Source organism: Streptomyces sp. NPDC058371 (assembly GCF_042723265.1).
Classification (GTDB): Bacteria; Actinomycetota; Actinomycetes; order Streptomycetales; family Streptomycetaceae; genus Streptomyces.
Map to the genome: position 1 here is coordinate 14,257 of NZ_JBHXJC010000006.1, position 18,073 is coordinate 32,329.

An 18,073-nucleotide genomic window follows, 5' to 3' on the forward strand; every position below is an offset into this window, starting at 1 on the left:
GTCCTGCGCCTGTTTGCCCCACCCGCTCCGCCGATCGCCTGGCGAGGCGCGGGACCGGGGCCCATCCAGCCGTCCAGGGGCCTTCGCACACCTCCACATCGCGCGAAATGCCCTGATTCTTCGGCCCGGTTCACGTGTGCTCACGCGAACATCCGGCACCCTACCGCCCACCGGTCCCCTGTGAAGTCAGTAGGATCACGCGGCGGCCTGCGTCCGCCTGACACGGGGCGGCGGGCGGAAGACCCTGGGGCCGGCAAGGGAATTGGTGAGCAGTGAGCCAAATCGTCGTGAAGCGCCCACCGCGGGCGCTGCCGTCCGAAGTGCCCACGGCAGAGGTTGTGCTGCAACCTCCGCCCGAGCTTCCGCGGGGGCATCAGGACAGTGTCCTGATGCAGCTGCTGCCCACGTTGGGCATGGGCGGCTCGGTGGTGTTCTTCTTCACGAACGGGCAGCCGTTCATGAAGATCATGGGCATGGTCATGATCGCCTCGACGGTGGCCATGTCCATCGCGATGGTGGTCCGCTTCCGCCGCGGCTCCCAGGGCCAGCTCGCGGACATGCGCCGCGACTACCTGAGCTATCTGTCACAGACCCGGCGCTCGGCGCTGGGCACGGCGAGGGCGCAGCGTGACGCCCAGTACTACCTGCACCCCTCCCCCGAGCAGCTGTGGGCGCTGGTCGCCGAGGGCAGCCGGGTGTGGGAGCGCCGCCCGGGGGACGAGGACTTCGCACAGGTCCGCGTCGGCCTCGGCCCGCAGTCGCTCGCCACCCCGCTCGTGGCCCCCGAGACCGGTCCCGTGGACCAGCTGGAGCCGCTGACCGCGGGCGCGATGCAGCGATTCGTCGCCACCCACAGCACGCTGGACGACCTGCCGATGGCCGTCTCGCTGCGCGCCTTCTACCACGTCACCGTGAGCGGTGAGCCGCAGTCGGTACGTGCCTCGGCGCGCGCCCTGACCGGCTCGCTGGCCGCGCTGCACTCTCCTGAGGACCTGACCATCGTGGTCGCGGCCGGGCGCGAAGCCCTGCCGCACTGGGAGTGGGCGAAGTGGCTGCCGCACGTGCAGGCCCCCGGCGCCGTGGACGGCGCGGGCAGCCGCCGCCTCATCGGCAGCGACACCCGCGAGCTCGAGGATCTGCTCGCCACGCGTCTGACCGGCCGCCCGCGCTTCCACCCCAACGCGGCCCCGGTCACCGACCTGCCACACATCGTCGTCGTACTCGACGGACTGTCACTGCTGCCCGACTCGGTCCTGGCCTCCCCCGAGGGCCTGCAGGGCGTGACAGTCGTCGAGGTCGTTCCGGGCGAGCCGACGGGCGTGCAAGGTGACCTCTCCATCGTCGTACACCCGCATGAACTGCACCTGGAGTCCGGGCACGGCATCGTCTACGAGGGCACTCCGGACGTGCTCTCGTACGAGTCCGCCGAGGCGCTGGCGCGGCAGCTGGCTCCGCTGCGCATGGCGTCGGGCGGTGACGACGACGAACCGCTGCTCGCCAACCTGGAGTTCACGGATCTGCTGGCCCTCGGAGACGCGGCGTCGGTGGACACCAAGCGCACCTGGCGGCCGCGTTCGCTCGCCGAGCGGCTGCGCGTGCCGATCGGTGTGGGCGAGGACGGCCGTCCCGTGATGCTGGACCTCAAGGAGGCCGCGCAGGAGGGCATGGGCCCGCACGGCCTGTGCGTGGGTGCGACCGGTTCCGGCAAGTCGGAGCTGCTGCGCACGCTCGTGCTCGGTCTGGCGGTCACCCACTCCTCGGAGACCCTGAACTTCGTCCTGGCGGACTTCAAGGGCGGTGCCACCTTCGCGGGCATGGCACAAATGCCGCACGTGGCGGCCGTGATCACCAACCTGGCGGACGACCTGACACTGGTCGACCGCATGGGCGACTCCATCCGCGGCGAGCTCAACCGACGCCAGGAGATGCTCCGGGACGCGGGCAACTACGCCAACATCCACGACTACGAGAAGGCACGCGCCGCCGGCGCGCCGCTCCAGCCGATCCCCTCCCTGGTCCTGGTGATCGACGAGTTCAGCGAGCTGCTGACCGCGAAGCCGGACTTCATCGAGATGTTCGTGCAGATCGGCCGGATCGGCCGTTCGCTGGGCGTGCATCTGCTGCTCGCGTCGCAGCGCCTGGAGGAGGGCCGCCTGCGCGGCCTGGAGACGTATCTGTCGTACCGCGTCGGTCTGCGGACGTTCTCGGCCGCCGAGTCGCGTGCGGCGCTGGGTGTCCCGGATGCCTACGAGCTGCCGAACGTCCCCGGTTCGGGGTTCCTGAAGTTCGGTACGGACGAGATGGTGCGGTTCAAGGCCGCGTACGTCTCCGGGGTGTACCGCTCGGGACCGGCGCGGGCCGCCGCGCTGGGCGGGCCGCTGCCGCTGGACCGGCGGCCCGTGGTGTTCACGGCGGCCGAGGTGCCGGTGCAGTACGTGGCCGTACCGCAGCAGCGGCCGGAGGCGTCGTCCGACACGGACGACGCGCTGGCGGACACCGTCCTCGACGTGATCGTGCGGCGGCTGGAGGCGCAGGGGCCCGCGGCCCACCAGGTGTGGCTGCCGCCGTTGGACAGCCCGCCGTCGCTGGACGGGCTGCTGCCCGGACTCACCGCCGTGCCGGGCCGGGGGCTCACCCAGCCCGGCTACGAGGGGGCGGGACGGCTCGTCGTCCCCCTCGGCCTGGTCGACAAGCCGTACGAGCAGCGGCGCGACCCGCTGTGGGCCGACTTCTCGGGCGCGGCCGGCCATATGCAGATCGTCGGCGGCCCGCAGTCCGGCAAGTCCACCCTGCTGCGCACGCTGATCGCTTCCTTCGCGTTGACCCACACGCCGTACGAAGTGCAGTTCTACGGACTCGACTTCGGTGGTGGCGGTCTGTCGGCGGTTGCCGGGCTGCCGCACGTCGGCGGTGTCGCGTCGCGTCTCGACCCGGAGAAGGTGCGCCGTACGGTCGCCGAGGTGTACGGCGTCATGACGCGTCGCGAGGAGTACTTCCGCTCCTCCGGTATCTCCTCGATCGCGGAGTTCCGCACCAAGCGGGCCCGCGGTGAGGTCTCGCTGACCGACCAGCCCTGGGGCGACGTCTTCCTGATCATCGACGGCTGGGGCAACTTCCGTACGGACTACGAGGCTCTGGAGCAGATCGTCCTCGACATGGCCGCGCGCGGTCTCGGTTACGGCATCCATGTGGTGCTGACCGCGTCGAGGTCGATGGAGGTCCGCGCGAACCTCAAGGACCACCTGATGAACCGCCTGGAGCTGCGGCTCGGCGACACGATGGACTCCGAGCTGGACCGCAAGGTGGCGGCGAACGTCCCCACGGGCGTGCCGGGCCGCGGTCAGTCGCCGCACAAGCTGCACTTCATGGGTGCCGTACCGCGGATCGACGGGCTCACCTCGGACACGGATCTCGCCGACGCGACGGCGGCGCTCGCCACGGAGGTCGCCCGTCACTGGGAGGCGCCGGGCGCGCCCGAGGTCCGGCTGCTGCCGCGCCAGTTCCCGGCCGCGCAACTGCCGCCGGGCGACCGCTTCCCCCGGCGTGGGGTGGCCTTCGCCCTCGACGAGGACAACCTCGAACCCGTCTTCGTCGACTTCGAGCAGGACCCGTTCTTCCTCGTCTTCGGCGAGAGCGAGACGGGCAAGTCCAATCTGCTGCGGCTGCTGATCAAGCAGCTGACCGAGCGGTACTCGGGCGACGAGTGCAAGCTGTTCGTGGTCGACAACCGCCGCACGCTGCTGGACGTCACCCCGGCCTCGCACCTGGCGGAGTACATCCCGATGTCCAACGCCATGGACCACCACATGGGCGCGCTCGCGGACCTGATGCAACGCCGTACGCCGACGGCCGACGTGACCGCGCAGCAGCTGCGGGACCGGAGCTGGTGGCAGGGGCCGAACGTGTACGTCGTGGTCGACGACTACGACCTGGTGTCCACGTCGAGCGGCAACCCGCTGGGCGGCCTGACCGAACTCCTCCCGTTTGCCCGGGACGTCGGCGTGCGCTTCATCATCGCGCGGTCCACGGCCGGCGCGGGACGTGCCTCGTACGAGCCGTTCATGCAGCGGATGAAGGAACTGGGCGCGCAGGGTGTGGTGATGGCGGGCGACCCCGGTGAGGGCGACGTTCTGGGCGGCATCCGGCCGCGGCCCATGCCGGTGGGACGGGGCGTCTTCGTGTCGCGTCGGCGGGGAAAGCCGTTGGTGCAGACGGGATTTGTGCCGGAGGAGACGGACTGAAGGCGGAGAGACGCGCTGTTGGCCGAGGGAATGCCGTGTTGACGGAGGGGATGCGCTGATGGTCGGGGTCGGTATCTTCTTGATCTTCCTCGCCCTCGCACTGGCGGCCCTGGCTTCGGCCGACCAGCGAGCGCTGTGGTGGCGGTTCCAGGCGCGCCGCTTCCGCGACCCGGCGGCGAACGAACCGTCCGACTCGGCGTTCCGGACGCAGCGGGTCGTGGCGTTGCTTTGTTCCGCCCTGATGGTGGGCATGGCCGTCTGGACGTTCTCGCTGGCCTCGCAGATGTGAGGTGGCGTTTGCACAACTCCCGCTTGGATCTGGCTGGTTGACAGTGACGAATGGTCCCGTCCCGAGGACGGGCTACGGGGAAGGGATCCGCGCATGGCGTGGGATGAGTGGGAACAGCTGAAATCGCAGGCGGCGGGACGCCAGTCGCCCCACATGCAGCTCAACCAGCTGGAACCCGGCGGCGGAGGGGGCACCACACCGGACCCCGCTCAGTACGGCGACCTCACCGTGAACCAGGGCGACCTGGCGAAGATCGGCGATCACGCGTTCACGCTGTACAACGATCTGTGGGACAGGGGACGCAAGGCGGTTCCCAGCAGTGACAAGGCCGCGGGAGACCTCTCCAAGCAGGGCTTCGCACTCGGCGGCGGACTGCAGCACGTGTCGACCCGCTGGGACGAGCAGCTGTCCTCACTCCGGGACGCCTGCGCACACATCGCCAACCACATGCAGGTCACCAAGAAGCTCCACGCGAACGACGATCACTACATCCGGCGGCAGATGAGCAGCATCGACGTCCTGGACGCGGGATTCGACGAGCGCGTCGGTGAGCCCGGCGAGAAGAATCCGGTGTACGGCGACTCGAGCGACAAGAAGGGCAAGTGATGGACCTCGACGCGCTCCGGTTCGCCAATTTCAAACTGCTCGAGGAAGCCGTCGGCGACTGGACGACGATGGTCGGCGACCTCGACAAGCTGAAGGAATCCGCCGAGAAAGGTCTCCGAGGCGCCGCCAACAAGGCCAACTGGACCGGCGAGAACGCCACCGTCTCGAAGGAGTTCGTCGGCAAGACGGCCGGCGAGTTCGCGGACGCCCACACTCAGGCGACTTCGATCCGGAACATCCTCCGGGACACACTCGACGAGCTGAAGGACTACCAGGAGAAGCTCGAGGGTGCCCTCACGCGGGCCCTGAAGAAGAACCTGACGGTGACCACCACGGCCGACGGTGGATTCACCGTCACGATGAACATCCACCCCGACCGTGCGGCCAAGGGGACGACGGTCCCGGAACACGACGCGAATGACGTCACCGCGCTGCGCGACGAGGTCCAGAAGATCCTCAACGACGCGACGGAGAGCGACAGTTCGGCGAACACTGTGCTGCAGGCACTCGTCGACCAGAGCCGGCTGGGCTTCTCCGACGCGCAGTACTCGGACCGGGACTCCGCGGCCGACGCGGTCAAGGAGGCCGACGAGCTGGCCGCGCTGGCGAAGAAGAAGCCCGAGGACCTCACCGTCGAGGACTTCGACAGGCTCAACGCGGGCCTGAAGAAGTACGCGAACGACGACCTGTTCGCGGAGCGCTTCGCCAAGACCCTCGGGCCCGAGGGGACGCTGGACTTCTGGACCGGCATCAACGACCCGCACAGCGCCTGGGAGATCGGCAGCAAGCGGGTGGACCAGTACGACGACCTCCAGAAGAACCTCGGTCTCACCCTGGCCAACGCGACGCAGAGCGACACGGCCGACATGACCGAGTGGAAGAGCAGGATGGTCGACCTGGCCGACCAGCCCGTCGGCCGCAACGGCGGCCTCCCCCTCGGCGCACAGGTCATGAGCAACCTCATGCGGTGGGGCGACTACGACGACCGGTTCCTGGTCGACTACGGCGACAAGCTGATCGAGACCGAGAAGAAGTTCACGGGCAACGGGCGGCACGGGGCCTGGCAGCGCATGGGGATGGACCCGCTCCTCAACCGCACGGGCACCGACTCCGGCTGGGACCCGATGACCGGCTACCTCAAGGCCCTCTCCAACAGCCCTGACGCCTCCACGGAGTTCCTCAACGGCACCTTCGTCAGCGACGACGAGGACCACGACTTCACCGAGGAGAAGGATGGCAAGGACGTCAAGAAGTCCCTGTCCAACTTCGAGTACCTCTTCGAGGAGCGGGACTGGCCCCAGGACCAGAACGACCAGGGCGACGACAGCATCGAGGGCCGCAACAATCTGGCTCTCGCACTGGAGGCGGGGACTACGGGGCATCCGGCGGGTGAGCTGCCGACGGCGGATACGGCCGCCCATGACGAAGGTCAGACCAAGCTCTTCGAGAGCATCGTGACCTCCGTCTCGGATGACAACGGACGCCTCACGGGTCACTCCTACATGTCGGACAGCATGGGCCAGATTGCTTCCGAATACCTTCCTGACATCAACCGCGCGGCGACAGATGTGGATCCTCATCCGGACGCGGGTGACCGCGATGGTCAGGACGCATGGAAGCGGATCCAGAATCTCTACCCTGTTGCCGGTTCCTCTGCCGAGCTGAACCACCGCGACGTTTCACGCTTTCTCTTTACTGTCGGTCAGAATCCAGAAGGATATGCCGCGGTCGAGGTAGGTCAGAAGAGCTACATGGCCAGCTTGATGGACTATCACCTGAACCCGGACCTGCCAGAGAGTCAGCGCCCCAATCACGATCTGGAGCTTACGGTCCGGGATATCGCACGCCACTCGGGCGCGGTCTCGGGAACCCTGGCCATGGGGCGCAATGAGGCCATCGCGGGACCCGCCGCGACCTCGGACGACGACTACGACCACTCGGTCTCCCAGTGGAAGAATGTCGTGTCGGGAACTGTCGGCACTGGGGTCGGGATCGGCACGTCCTTCATCGCTTCTCCTGTAGTCGGAGCGGGAGTCGGTGGCGCTGCCGGAACGGTGACCAGCGTGGTCCTGGAAGAGCTGTTCAAGGACGCAGAGGGCAGCGCCAAGGACGACGCAGGCCCCAAGATGGGCGAGAACTGGGAAAACGGCCAGGACAACAACATGAAGTACACCCGAAGGGCCGCTTCCGAGGCTGCCAGGGCCCACGCCCTCGCCCACCCGGGCGATGTGGCCACCTGGGCGGAGGATGAATCGTCCAAGGGATTCATGGAAGCCGGTTCCTACATGGATCGAGTGGCGCCGGAACTCGTGACGGACATCTGACCCACCACGGCAGCTGATCTCCCGACCGATTCGAGACCGACTCCCGTCCAGACCAGTCCAGCCGATTCAAAGGAGAGGCGTTCCACTTGTTTGCTCGACAAGTCGTAGAGGTATCGACGATGCTCGTGGCGTTCGGCACGCTCGTCGGCTGCTCGGCATCCACTGAGAAGAAGGAGTACGACGTGCCCAAGGCACTGTGCGGCGTCTCGATGGACCGGGATCTGGTCTCAGGTTTCCTTCCCGCGGGAAAAAAGATCGATATCCAGGAAAAGAACCCTGTGCCCAGCAGGGAACGGTGTCAGGTCAATATCGACGGCAAGGTGGCGCTGGTAGCGAGCCAGGAGTGGTGGCAGAAGGGCGACAACATCACCGACGTCGCCGATGCCCACCCACAGCTCGACTCGGTCCAGCCGACGGCGAATGGCACATACGTCATTTCGGGTACCGGCGGAGTCGCAAGGGCGAAGTCCTGCACCAGTCCCGATCACGTCGACCATGTGCTGTACACCGCGATGCAGGTGTACACACCCGAACAGCGGGACGCGTCCGCGATGAAGCGGCTCATCACGAGGTATACCAAGGAAGTTGAGCGGTCGAGCAAATGCCAGTGAGGCACCGAGGGGCGCACCCGACCAAGCCATCCGTGCCGGGGCGGGTGCATGACCGGATACGATCCCGTGGGGCCGCCATCGCCGCGACCACCACTCTCGTCTGTGTGATGTCGGGGTGCGGCGGGGACGAACAGAAACGTGAGTATGCGGTCCCGCGCACACTGTGTGGAACGAAGATTGACTCCGCCACCCTCACACCATTCTTTCCACCCGGCCGCAAGATCACCGTCAGGAACCACTCCTATACAGGTATAGGCGTCAAGGGGTGCCAGGTCGTCGTCGACAACAATGTCGTCTTGTCCACCACTCAAGCATGGCTGGAAAAGGGAAAGACGACGGCCTATTTCGCGGCCGGTCAGACCCTCCAGGACCCCGATCGTTCAGCATCGGGAGGACGCTTCCTCTACTCGGGCAACCAGTCTTTCGGCAAGACCCAGGGGTGCGTTGACGCTAAGTACCAAGAGGAGCTGTACACCGCCGTACAGGCGGAGGGGTCTAAGCACAAGGACGCCGACGCCATGAAGCGCGTCATCGTCTCTTACACGGACACGGTCGAGAAATCGGCCGAGTGTACGGCAGGGTCGGGGGCATAGCGACCACCACCGTCCTCGAGTAAGTCTTTCCACGACTCTGAAGGGGAGGTACGCGGCCTTGCGGGGCTCTCGACTCCGATTCTCACCGAGGTGCGGGAGGAGCGCTGCCCTGGCGGCAGCCCTCATCTCTGCCGGCACACTGGCCGGCTGCTCGAAAGGTGAGAAGCGTGAGTACGCGCTGCCGAGTTCACTCTGCGGCGTAGCCGTGAAGTCCGATCCGCTCCCTCCTTTCCTCCCGCCCGGAAAGAAGATCTCGACGCAACAGGAATCACCCAACGGCGGAACCGAACGATGCAAGGTCAGCGTCGACGGCAAGGTCGCCGTCATCGCGGGGCAGATCCGGTAGGAGAAAGAGGGAACTGTCTCCGACGTTGCCGCCGTTCACGCGCGCGTCAAACCCGGTCACGTCACGGATGACGAGAAGTACATTTACTCGGGAACAGGGGCGGTCGGGAAAGCGGAGAGCTGCGCTGATTCAGCCCACCCGGACCAGGCGCTGTTTGCCGTCATACAGGTCTTCGCATCCGGCCGAGCCGACGACGCGGCGATGAAGAGCCTGACCGTTGACTACACCCGAAAAGTCCCAGAGAAGAACGGTTGCGCTTGACGGAGCTGTACGCGGCTCCCGGCGATCCACCGCAGGAAGCCGCTGCCGCCTCGGCCGGGAACAGTCAAGTCCCGTTCTCTCAGTGGACGCAGAGCAGGGTGGGCACCTCCCGTGCGTGCCCACCCTGATGCATTGGACCGGCCGGTCTCACTGGAAGTAGCCGGCCGCCTTGAGGTCGCCGCCCCGGTAGTCGCCGCCCGCGGTGTGCACCTTCTGCGAGATGGCGAGCAGCGCCTGGTGAATGGAGTTGGCGTGGGTGTCCCACTCCTTCGAGCGAGCGTGAAACGCGTCGTACGCCTCGCCGCCCCAGCCCTCTGCCGCGTCGAGCACGGCCTTCTTGAGCGCTGAGAGGTCCTCTTCGAGCCTCTTGGCCTGGTTACCGAGCTCCGTGGAGAGCGCGTCCATGACGCCGTACTTGACGGCAAGGTCCTGGTACTGGGAGTGGACGGGTGGGGTGCTCATGTTTCCCTCATCTCATTGACGATTACAGGCGGACCTAGCGATCCGAAAGCGAACGACTCAGCGCCGTCAGTAGCTGTTGAGAGCCGACGTCTTTCCACCGAGGTCCGTCTGGATGCTGTTGATGTCCCCGTGGAGCTCGTCCTCGAGCGCGGTCTTGTCCTTCTTGGTCAGGTGGATCTTGTCGAGGAACCCGTCGAGCATGCGACCGATGTAGGCCATGTTGTCGTTGATCTCGGTCTGCTTGCCCTTGAAGGCGTTGGCCCCGTGGCCCGTCCAGTTGGCCTCGATCATGTCGATGGTCCCCTGGAGGGAAGCGAGCTGCTTCCTGATCGAGTCGTACCGGTCCAGGACGTTCGTCTGGAGGGCTTGCGCCCTGGCATCATCAAACTTACGGCCATCAGCACCCATGTCTGGACTCCGTTTCGTGAGCTGTGGTTCGCCTTGTCACACGCACATCACCCCGTGGTGAGGCGTTGGTTGATGCATTTCCGCACAGACGTGAACTGCCCGCGCGAAAACGTCTTGCGTGAGTGGTCATGCGCCTCGCCGTGAACGCAGCACCACGAAGGCCCCGCCTCCGACCACCACCACGGCTGCCGCTGCCCCGAGAGCCACCCACAGGGTGTTGTCGTCGGACGATCCCGAGCTTGATCCTGCCGCTGAAGTCTGGCCACCTGAAGTGGTTTTCGGGGGCTGTGACGAGGTTGATGCGGAGGCAGAGGGTGAGCCAGTTGAGTCGGCCGCGTCACTCAGCGCGTTCTCTTTGCTGAGCGGATCCGTGCCAGCCGCACCCGGATTGAAGTCACTGTCCGCCAGCACCTTGCGGGGTCGGACGAGTCCGTATCCGAGGTACTTACTCGGCGTGGCCTTCGGCCAGTCCCGGCCTGCGGTGTTGATCAGGCTGTTGAGGACTTGGTTCGCAGTCCAGTCGGGGTGGGCGGACCAGATAAGGGCGGCGGAGCCGGAGGTGATGGCGGTGGCTGCGCTTGTTCCGCCTCCGCCATCACAGTACGAGTGGTAGGTCGCGTCACAGTACTGCGGGAGATCGAGACCGGGGGCGGCGAGATCAACGTAGTAGCCGTGTTCCGAATACTTGGCCACCGTGCCGGATTCATCAGCCGCAGCAACCCCGACGACGTATGGATACGCAGCCGGATAGCCGATGAAGTTCTTCTTCTCCGCGTCGTTACCGACACCGGCGAACATCAGCTTTCCCTTGGAGTGGGCGTACTTCACGGCCGCCTCGACGTCCGGATCGATGATGTCGCTGCCGAAGGACATGTTGATGATCTTGGCGTCAGTGTCTGCAGCGGCTTTGATCGCCTCGGCGGGACCAGGCGTCTTCTTCTTCTCTTCGCCGCTCAAACCGGTGACGAGCACACGGTAGGGAACGACTTTCGCGCTTGGCGCGAGACCCTTCAAGCCGCCGCCGGCACCGGTACCGGCGATCACCTCCGCCATCGTCGTCCCATGGCTGTCATAGTCCTTCGTGGCATGAAAGGCGACAGCCTTCGGAACCTCGTCGGCAAGCACCTGCCCCTTCAGGGAAGGTGTCGCCGGATTGACCCCTGTGTCCAGGACCGCGACCTTTACACCCTTGCCGGTGCTTACCTTCCACATGTCGTCAGCGTGCATCGCGTCCAAGTTCCACTGCTTCGACTGGACGTCGTCGGCCATCGCGCCCGGGGCCAGGCCCGAAGACACGACAACCAATGTGCCCAGAGCCGCGCACACGGCAGAAACCCGTTTTACAGCACCACCCGCGAAAGCCGTGGTGAGTCTGCCGCGTCGGCTGCTCGCTGACTTCATGCCTCTGTTAGTCCTCGCTCGTGTCAGTCGGTCACTGGCGGCTCATTGCGCCGCTCACTCTCGGGCTGAGGCGTCTCTCCCTCAGCGGAGCGTCGGGAGTGGCGCGCGCCTTGGCGATCATCCCGCTTCGCACCACGCGGGCTACCCGCCGGGCCACGTCCGGCTGCCTCGTCACCCGAGACGCCCCCGCCCCTCTTACCGGCGGAGGCCCTGCCATTGGGGGTGCCCACAACTCCGTCAGGGTTCCCCGCAGAGGGACGAGCCGTCCCGTTGCGGTTACCGGTGGTCGAGTTGGGTGCTCCGATGACGCCACGCTGTGCGATCTTGCCACCTGGCGTCCGCGAGCTGGCTGTGCCCTCAGCGCCGACGACCGTACCGCGGGGCACCCGAGATCCAGTTGCCCCCGAGGCAGGGCTCTTTGCGGGCTTTCCTCCCACAACGCCATTACCGCGCCCGGCTCCTGTGGAGCCCGCGCCGCCGGCGCGACCGGCCGCTGTTCCACCGGCGGGACGTGGTGTCCCGCCGGAGACACCCCGGCCCATCGGCGACCTACCCGTCGCAGCACCCGTCCCCCGGCCTCCCGCCTGCCCGGTAGCGGCTGCGCGCCCCATCGGGCCCATCGGGCCCCGTCCAGAACGTCCTCCGGAGGTGCTCCCCTGAGGGCTCGGGCGCCCTTGCGCCGAGATCGGGGCCCTTACCCCTGTCGCTCCAGCGGGCCCGGGGGCACGGCCGACCGGCCCACCAAAGGTGGGAGGCACTGGGGTGCCGGTAAAGGGCGGAACCGTCCCACTGGTAGCCGAGTGCTGGCCGGACACCGAAGGAGGAGTGCCAGTCACCGGTCGCGTGGTTTCCTGCGGCAGAGTATCCACGCTGTCGATGTCCGTACCGACGTCCCGGGGTGGATCGCCAATCACGTCGTCCACGTCTTTGAGCGGCGGCGTCACTTCGACCGGACGTGAGTCGCTAATCACGCCCGTCACATGCTGCTGCCCGTCCGTCGAAGACTTATGAACGGTGGCAAGGTTCCCGTTCTCATGGGTGCCGCCCGGCCTTTCAGGCGTATAGGTCGGCTGCTCCGGCTTCGGCACCCCCACGCTGGGCATCGGCTCAAACGTAGGCGGCTCCTGCGCCGCCAACGCCTCCTCCGACACCGCGTAGAACGACGACAACCGATTCATCTGGTTGATCGCCTCTTGCCGGTCCTTCTCCACCTTCACTGCTTGGACGTACTCGTGATTGGTGTCCACGCGCGCGGGCGTCGGGATCTTGTCGGGCGCCTTCGGGTTGTCACGGGTGTCCCGGGGCGGCATGGCGCTACGGACGGACGCCAACCCCGTACCCGCCGCCGTGATCTGAGTGCCAGCGGCATCCGCGAACTCCGCGAGGCCATGCGTGTGAGTGACGAGTTTGTTGCCCCAGGTACGGAACGCGGTTCCCGACTCGCCCTCCCAGTCGACCCGGTCAATGTGACCGCTCAACTCCTCAGCAGCGTCCTTGATGGAGTCGCGGGCATCCCACAGCGCCTTGCCTGCGCTTTCAAGATCGTCCGGGTTCGCGGTCTCGACCAGATCGATCATGTGGTTGAGCTCGTGGTTCTCGAAGTCCGTCTTGCCGAAGAAGCGCACGCCACCAAAGAAAGTGCCGTTCAGTATCCGCGACACAGCGGTGGTCGCGTCGACGGCGCCCACCTGTTGAGCCACCTGCTCCAGGTCGGCCTTGTGGTCACCCGGCTCCGTCTTGCCGTCACCCATCAGTACCCACCCCCGTACTGCTTGTCGTCGGACTGCTTCTCGCGCTGCGCCTCTGCGTGCTCACGGCCCACCTCGGTCTGGATCTCCCAGAAACGCTGCCGCTGATGCTCTTCGAGGTTGTCGAAGCCGATGTCCGCGCCGTGCACGGCGATCTGAAGCGCCTCTATCTGCATGGACAGCGTCTTGGACAGTGAGGTGAGGCTCTCGTGGACACGGTGGTACTGGGTGTAGAGCCCCGAGGCCTCGTCGAACTGGCCGGCGCCGCTGAAGGAGGCGCGAGAGATCCTCTGGGCCTCGACCTTCGTCGAACTGCCCGCCGAACCCGTGAAGGTCGAGAGCACCCCGTCCACGCGCTTCTTGAAGGTCGTGAGCGCCTCAAGACCCCGCTTGAGGTCGGCGCTACCCCCGCCACCACTGTCCGCAGGAAGCACGATGCTTTCCCTCCCCGTTAAGTCGCCTGCCCGGCCGACCACGCCCCCGTGGCGTTCCTGTCCGCAACGCCACCACTCTAGTCACTTCCTGTGACAGTCCCAACTGCCATATGCAACAGCTGTGCTACCACTTGGCGAAGCTTCACTCTTCCTTCACGACACCTTGATTCCTCCGCCTGCGCCCCTGCCTGCACGTACAACGCTAAGCGCCCGAGGGGCCCAAGGACATGAGTAGAGCTACTCAATCGCTGTGATCTTCGTCGTTGCTGTGTAGCCATCGCGAACAGCGGCCGCACGCGCCCGTCCATCAGTTGCACAGCGGCCGAGTCGTCACCCCCGGCGCACCCGCCCACGACACGGAGCCATGAGCGTGCCGTGTCGAGATCCGCCAATACTGTGCTGAATCACTGAATCGCAAGTACCCGGGCGGCAAGCCCACGTCTCCCCCTGCCCTCAGGTCATCGGCACCAGAGTGACCGGATCTTTGCAAGTAGAAAACCTGCGGGCAGCTGTCAGTTGCTACGTTGACGGGCGGTCCATCCCGTCCTTGGGCGGGGACACGGGAAAGGGGGCAACCCATGGCGTGGGACGAATGGGAACAGCTGAAGGCGGAGGCGGCGGAGCGACAGCCGACGAAGATGCAGCTCAATCAGCTTCCGGCGGACCCGGGCGGCAGCGGCGGGATCCCTGAGGGTGATCTGCGGGTGAGCCAGACGGATCTTGCAGCCGTGGGCGACGCGGCGTACCAGTTGCACCAGGATTTCACGCACTACAGCGACCATGCCCGGATCGCCTCCATGACCGCTGCAGGAGGGCTGAGGGACCAAGGGTTCGCCCTCGGTGCCGCGCTTGACCACGTGGCCGAGCGCTGGGTGGATCAGGCCCAGTCCTTGCTGGATGCCACCGCCCACATCTCCAATCACCTCGACTACACCAAGGGTGCCCACGCCGCCGACGAGGTCTACATCGCCGGCACGCTCAGCAGCATCTCCACACTTGACGAGGGCTTCGACCACAGGACTGAGCACTGATGGATCTCGACGCCCTCCGGTTCGGAAACTTCTCCCAGCTCGGCGAGGCCATCGCCGACTGGGAGCAGATGACCACCAAGCTCGCGGACCTCAAGCACGACGCCGAGAAGAACCTCAAGGCCAAGGCCGACAAGGCCAGCTGGGCCGGGGTGAACGCAACCGTCACGCGAGAGTTCATCGACAAGACGGCGGCGGAATTCACCGACGCCCACACCCAGGCCAGCAGCATCACCAAGATCCTCAGCGACACTCGCGGTGAACTCATCCACTACCGCACCCAGCTCACGGAGGCCCTTGAGCGCGGCCTGAAGAAGAATCTGACCGCCATGGACACGGGGAAGGGGACTTTCACTATCAGCATGAACGTCCCGCCCAGTCGCGCCGCCCCAGGCACTCATCTCCCCGAGAACAACCAGCAGGACGTCGACAATCTCCGTGATGACGTGCAGCGCATCCTCGGTAAAGCGACCGAAAGCGACAACAGCGCCGCCAAAGTCCTGGTGCTCATCGTCGATCAGGCCAAGTACGGATTCTCTGACGCCCGCTACCAGGACCGCGACTCCGCGGCCAAAGCCGTCAAGGCGGCGGACGACCTGGCCAAGATCCTTGACAAGGATCCCAGTGAGGTCACGAACACCGAGCTCAGCACCCTCACGACGACCATGGCCGAATACAAGAACGATCCGCTCTTCTCCGAGAGGTTCGCCACCGAGGTCGGCCCGAAAAGGACTCTGGAGTTCTACGCAGGCGTCGTGGACGACTACCAGTTCGCCGTGAACCCTCGGTCCCGTGAGGGTCTGTCCGACGAGCAGAAGACCCGCATGAAACTGCTGGGTGGTCTGGAGAAGCAGCTCGGCGCGACGCTTGCCACCGCCACCCATTCGGACAGTGCGGCCATGCAGAAGTGGAAGAGCGACGTCATCTCGCTCGGTGGCGCCGACGTGCGCCCGAACGGCGAGAATCCTGTGTACGGCTTCCAGGTCATGAGCAACCTGATGCGCAATGGGTCGTACGAGTCGGACTTTCTGCACGATTACGGCACCGAGCTGATCGGCTACGAAAAGCAGCACACCTCCGATGAGTATGCCGGCCTGCAGCGCCGCGTCACTCGAGAGGACGTGTTGCCGTGGGACCACTCCGGTCGATTCGAGCGGCTGCACTACGGAGCGGCCAACGATGCCGGTGGGGATCCGATGACCGGCTTCATGGAGGCGTTGGGGCACAACTCCGATGCGTCCACGGACTTCTTCAACGAGGGCAGCAACTTCGACTACCTCACCGAGGATCGTGACTGGTTCGACGATCACGCCACTGCCGACGCGAAGGATGTCGCCGGATACAACTCACTCGGCCATGCGCTCGAGTCCGCGGCCACGGGGGCGTCCTACGACGTCGACCCGCCCGAACTGCACCGCGATGCCGAGACAGCGAAGGTCGCCGAGCGCGTGGTTGAGCGATACGGCCAGGACGCCGAGTACAAAGACGACAAGCAAACCGGGCTCAGCGGAGCCCAGCTCCTGCAGAAGCAGGCGGGTATCGGGGACAGCCTCGGCAAGATCGGGGCTTCGTATATCGACGACATCAACTGGGCGATGGACGGCGGTGCCGACAAGTCGCTCTACGCCATGGACAACGGTGGACGGACCTCCCTCGAGGAGCGGGCTCACTTCGACAACAGCCACCTCGGCGTTTCCAAGTTCATCAGCACACTCGGTCAAGACCCGCACGCCTACGCCGACTTGGGCACTGCGCAGCAGGCATACACGACGTCTCTCGTCCACGCGCATCCACCAACGATCGATTCCGACGGCGATGTGAACTCGACTCAGGCCGAGACCGCCCTGCGGAACGGCGCGGAAGTCCAGGGAGTTCTGGACAAGTCACGGGCAGAGGAGATCAAGGCCGAGGGCGCTCAGGCAGATGAGAAATACAACAAAGCCGTGGATGATCGGATCGAGCGAAGCAAGATGATCGCCGGAGCCGTGACGGGCGGGCTTTTCTCATTCGTCCCCGAGGCGGAGACGGGGCTCGCCGCGACGGTGGTACCGATTGTCGCCGACCAGACGGAAGGAGCGGTGGGCGGTCTCATCGAGCACAACTTGGACCAGTATGCGGAAGCGCATCACAGGGACAACGCCGAGAAGTACCACTCCGACGGAAACGATATCTTCGAGGACGGAAACCAGGCTTCCTGGCAGCCCGGCTACTCGTTGCTGGAGCGTGCCGACAAGTCGTCCGACTGGTCTCGGGACGACTACCAGAAGTTGAGCGAGGCGCTGACCAGAGCGCAGAATCTGGGCTACACAACCGGTAGTCAGAGGCAAGAGAATGTCGGCCAGCTTCCCACTCCATGAGGCTACGTTCATGAGCATCACGGCGCAGAGACTTTGGTGGACGACGTCCGCCGCCGCCCTCGGGATGGCGTTGGGTGGGTGCTCGGCCTCCAACGGCACTTCGGCCCCGTCGGCGTCGCCCGTTGAGACTCAGCAAGGGCGGCCCGCGACCCAGATCTGCGGAAGTCTCCTCGGAGACGAAGGCAGCTCGGCTTTGGAGAAGCTCACTCGCTCCAAGCACTTCGCGGCCCCGGCTACCTCGGGCTCGATCGACACTCGGTCACTTGCCCAGGCGGCGAAGCAGCTGCGGGGCGAGGCGCCCGTCGAGAGGAGCGGGAAGCGAATCTACCTCTGCCTGCCGGAGCCAAGGGACGCCCATACGGTCGGAACGCTCCAGATCTCCACTCAGTGGCTGCATCTTCGATCGGGCGATTACAGCTGGGCGAGTACTGACGGCCACTTCGTGTTCGACCTGGCTGGAAAAGGCGACAAAAGTACGAGTGCACCCTATGCAAGTGCGACCGAACAATCAGCTTGGCTTGGCTTCAACTGCCCTGTGGGACCTGGCAAATCCGACGACACCGTACTGACCGTGGACGTGCGGACCTCTCTCCTGGATTCATATCGAGACAGCGATAAACCTGCTCTCCTGACGCACCTGGCCCACGACAGTGCGGTCAAGGTCGCCAAAAAGGCTGGGTGCTTCGCGCAGAGCCAACTGCCGGCAGGCATTGCCACGTTGACGCCGCTGCCATCAGCCGACTGACCCCTCCCTCTCCTCGTCTGGGCCGGCCCCGCCGCGCGGTGTCACAGGTCCCGACGGTCAATGCGCGCCACGCAGATGCCTCCAACGAGTTGCCGCCAGCGGTATGCAACGGCATCCGCCACGCGAGGGCCGCCCGACTCCTCCGGCCGACTGCGACGCCCGGCTCCGGTGACCACCTATTGCTACTCTGCGTAGTTGATTGACGACCATAGGTGCGTG

Annotated in this window: 14 protein-coding genes; 9 read left to right on the forward strand and 5 right to left on the reverse strand. The window is 65.7% G+C overall.

Translation table 11 applies throughout. The features are described 5' to 3' along the window. Window positions 1-272: 272 nt before the first annotated feature. From eccCa to ACFWM2_RS19755, 6 genes are all read left to right on the forward strand, one after another. The gene (gene eccCa / locus ACFWM2_RS19730) at window positions 273-4,241 is read left to right on the forward strand and encodes a type VII secretion protein EccCa (protein WP_383281167.1); all 3,969 of its coding nucleotides are present in this window, start codon (window positions 273-275) and stop codon (window positions 4,239-4,241) included. A 58-nt stretch (window positions 4,242-4,299) separates the two neighbouring features. After that, on the forward strand, window positions 4,300-4,530 hold the full coding sequence (locus tag ACFWM2_RS19735; protein WP_383281170.1) for a hypothetical protein: 231 nt from the start codon (window positions 4,300-4,302) through the stop codon (window positions 4,528-4,530). A 93-nt stretch (window positions 4,531-4,623) separates the two neighbouring features. Further along, a complete protein-coding gene (locus ACFWM2_RS19740; protein ID WP_383281173.1) occupies window positions 4,624-5,136 on the forward strand; it encodes a hypothetical protein in 513 nt (170 codons plus the stop codon). Further along, window positions 5,136-7,460: a hypothetical protein gene (locus tag ACFWM2_RS19745; RefSeq protein ID WP_383281979.1), complete on the forward strand. Its 2,325-nt coding sequence runs from the start codon at window positions 5,136-5,138 to the stop codon at window positions 7,458-7,460. Before ACFWM2_RS19740 ends, ACFWM2_RS19745 begins: the two co-directional genes overlap by 1 nt. A 119-nt stretch (window positions 7,461-7,579) precedes the next feature. Continuing rightward, window positions 7,580-8,071 carry a hypothetical protein gene (locus ACFWM2_RS19750; RefSeq protein WP_383281176.1) on the forward strand — a complete coding sequence of 164 codons (492 nt, stop codon included), beginning with the start codon at window positions 7,580-7,582 and terminating at the stop codon, window positions 8,069-8,071. Between the two features lie 296 nt (window positions 8,072-8,367). Then, on the forward strand, window positions 8,368-8,664 hold the full coding sequence (locus ACFWM2_RS19755) for a hypothetical protein (protein ID WP_383281179.1): 297 nt from the start codon (window positions 8,368-8,370) through the stop codon (window positions 8,662-8,664). A 754-nt stretch (window positions 8,665-9,418) separates the two neighbouring features. Here the strand turns inward: ACFWM2_RS19755 and ACFWM2_RS19760 are convergent. From ACFWM2_RS19760 to ACFWM2_RS19780, 5 genes are all read right to left on the reverse strand, one after another. Next, complete coding sequence (locus ACFWM2_RS19760; RefSeq protein WP_383281182.1) at window positions 9,419-9,733, reverse strand: WXG100 family type VII secretion target; 315 nt, start codon at window positions 9,731-9,733, stop codon at window positions 9,419-9,421. A 66-nt stretch (window positions 9,734-9,799) separates the two neighbouring features. Next, complete coding sequence (locus tag ACFWM2_RS19765) at window positions 9,800-10,141, reverse strand: WXG100 family type VII secretion target (protein ID WP_383281185.1); 342 nt, start codon at window positions 10,139-10,141, stop codon at window positions 9,800-9,802. 126 nt (window positions 10,142-10,267) lie between these two features. After that, a complete protein-coding gene (locus tag ACFWM2_RS19770; protein WP_383281982.1) occupies window positions 10,268-11,410 on the reverse strand; it encodes a S8 family serine peptidase in 1,143 nt (380 codons plus the stop codon). A 155-nt stretch (window positions 11,411-11,565) separates the two neighbouring features. After that, window positions 11,566-13,293: a hypothetical protein gene (locus tag ACFWM2_RS19775; RefSeq protein ID WP_383281187.1), complete on the reverse strand. Its 1,728-nt coding sequence runs from the start codon at window positions 13,291-13,293 to the stop codon at window positions 11,566-11,568. Further along, entirely contained in the window at window positions 13,293-13,724 is a 432-nt protein-coding gene (locus ACFWM2_RS19780) for a hypothetical protein (RefSeq protein ID WP_383281190.1), read from the reverse strand. Before ACFWM2_RS19780 ends, ACFWM2_RS19775 begins: the two co-directional genes overlap by 1 nt. Before the next feature lie 578 nt (window positions 13,725-14,302). Here ACFWM2_RS19780 and ACFWM2_RS19785 point away from each other — a divergent pair. The 3 genes from ACFWM2_RS19785 to ACFWM2_RS19795 are packed head-to-tail and all read left to right on the forward strand — an operon-like array spanning window position 14,303 to window position 17,854. Then, a complete protein-coding gene (locus ACFWM2_RS19785; RefSeq protein ID WP_383281193.1) occupies window positions 14,303-14,755 on the forward strand; it encodes a hypothetical protein in 453 nt (150 codons plus the stop codon). Beyond that, window positions 14,755-17,109 carry a hypothetical protein gene (locus ACFWM2_RS19790; RefSeq protein WP_383281196.1) on the forward strand — a complete coding sequence of 785 codons (2,355 nt, stop codon included), beginning with the start codon at window positions 14,755-14,757 and terminating at the stop codon, window positions 17,107-17,109. Before ACFWM2_RS19785 ends, ACFWM2_RS19790 begins: the two co-directional genes overlap by 1 nt. Before the next feature lie 10 nt (window positions 17,110-17,119). Continuing rightward, window positions 17,120-17,854 (forward strand): hypothetical protein, encoded by a 735-nt coding sequence (locus ACFWM2_RS19795; protein ID WP_383281199.1) that lies wholly within the window; start codon window positions 17,120-17,122, stop codon window positions 17,852-17,854. Window positions 17,855-18,073: the final 219 nt, after the last annotated feature.

Bases quoted from the DNA above. Each gene is read 5' to 3' on its own strand.
- ACFWM2_RS19735 (WP_383281170.1), top strand. From the start codon at position 4,300: ATGGTCGGGGTCGGTATCTTCTTGATCTTCCTCGCCCTCGCACTGGCG.
- ACFWM2_RS19740 (WP_383281173.1), top strand. From the start codon at position 4,624: ATGGCGTGGGATGAGTGGGAACAGCTGAAATCGCAGGCGGCGGGACGC.
- ACFWM2_RS19745 (WP_383281979.1), top strand. From the start codon at position 5,136: ATGGACCTCGACGCGCTCCGGTTCGCCAATTTCAAACTGCTCGAGGAA.
- ACFWM2_RS19750 (WP_383281176.1), top strand. From the start codon at position 7,580: ATGCTCGTGGCGTTCGGCACGCTCGTCGGCTGCTCGGCATCCACTGAG.
- ACFWM2_RS19760 (WP_383281182.1), bottom strand. From the start codon at position 9,733: ATGAGCACCCCACCCGTCCACTCCCAGTACCAGGACCTTGCCGTCAAG.
- ACFWM2_RS19765 (WP_383281185.1), bottom strand. From the start codon at position 10,141: ATGGGTGCTGATGGCCGTAAGTTTGATGATGCCAGGGCGCAAGCCCTC.
- ACFWM2_RS19770 (WP_383281982.1), bottom strand. From the start codon at position 11,410: ATGGCCGACGACGTCCAGTCGAAGCAGTGGAACTTGGACGCGATGCAC.
- ACFWM2_RS19775 (WP_383281187.1), bottom strand. From the start codon at position 13,293: ATGGGTGACGGCAAGACGGAGCCGGGTGACCACAAGGCCGACCTGGAG.
- ACFWM2_RS19785 (WP_383281193.1), top strand. From the start codon at position 14,303: ATGGCGTGGGACGAATGGGAACAGCTGAAGGCGGAGGCGGCGGAGCGA.
- ACFWM2_RS19790 (WP_383281196.1), top strand. From the start codon at position 14,755: ATGGATCTCGACGCCCTCCGGTTCGGAAACTTCTCCCAGCTCGGCGAG.
- ACFWM2_RS19795 (WP_383281199.1), top strand. From the start codon at position 17,120: ATGAGCATCACGGCGCAGAGACTTTGGTGGACGACGTCCGCCGCCGCC.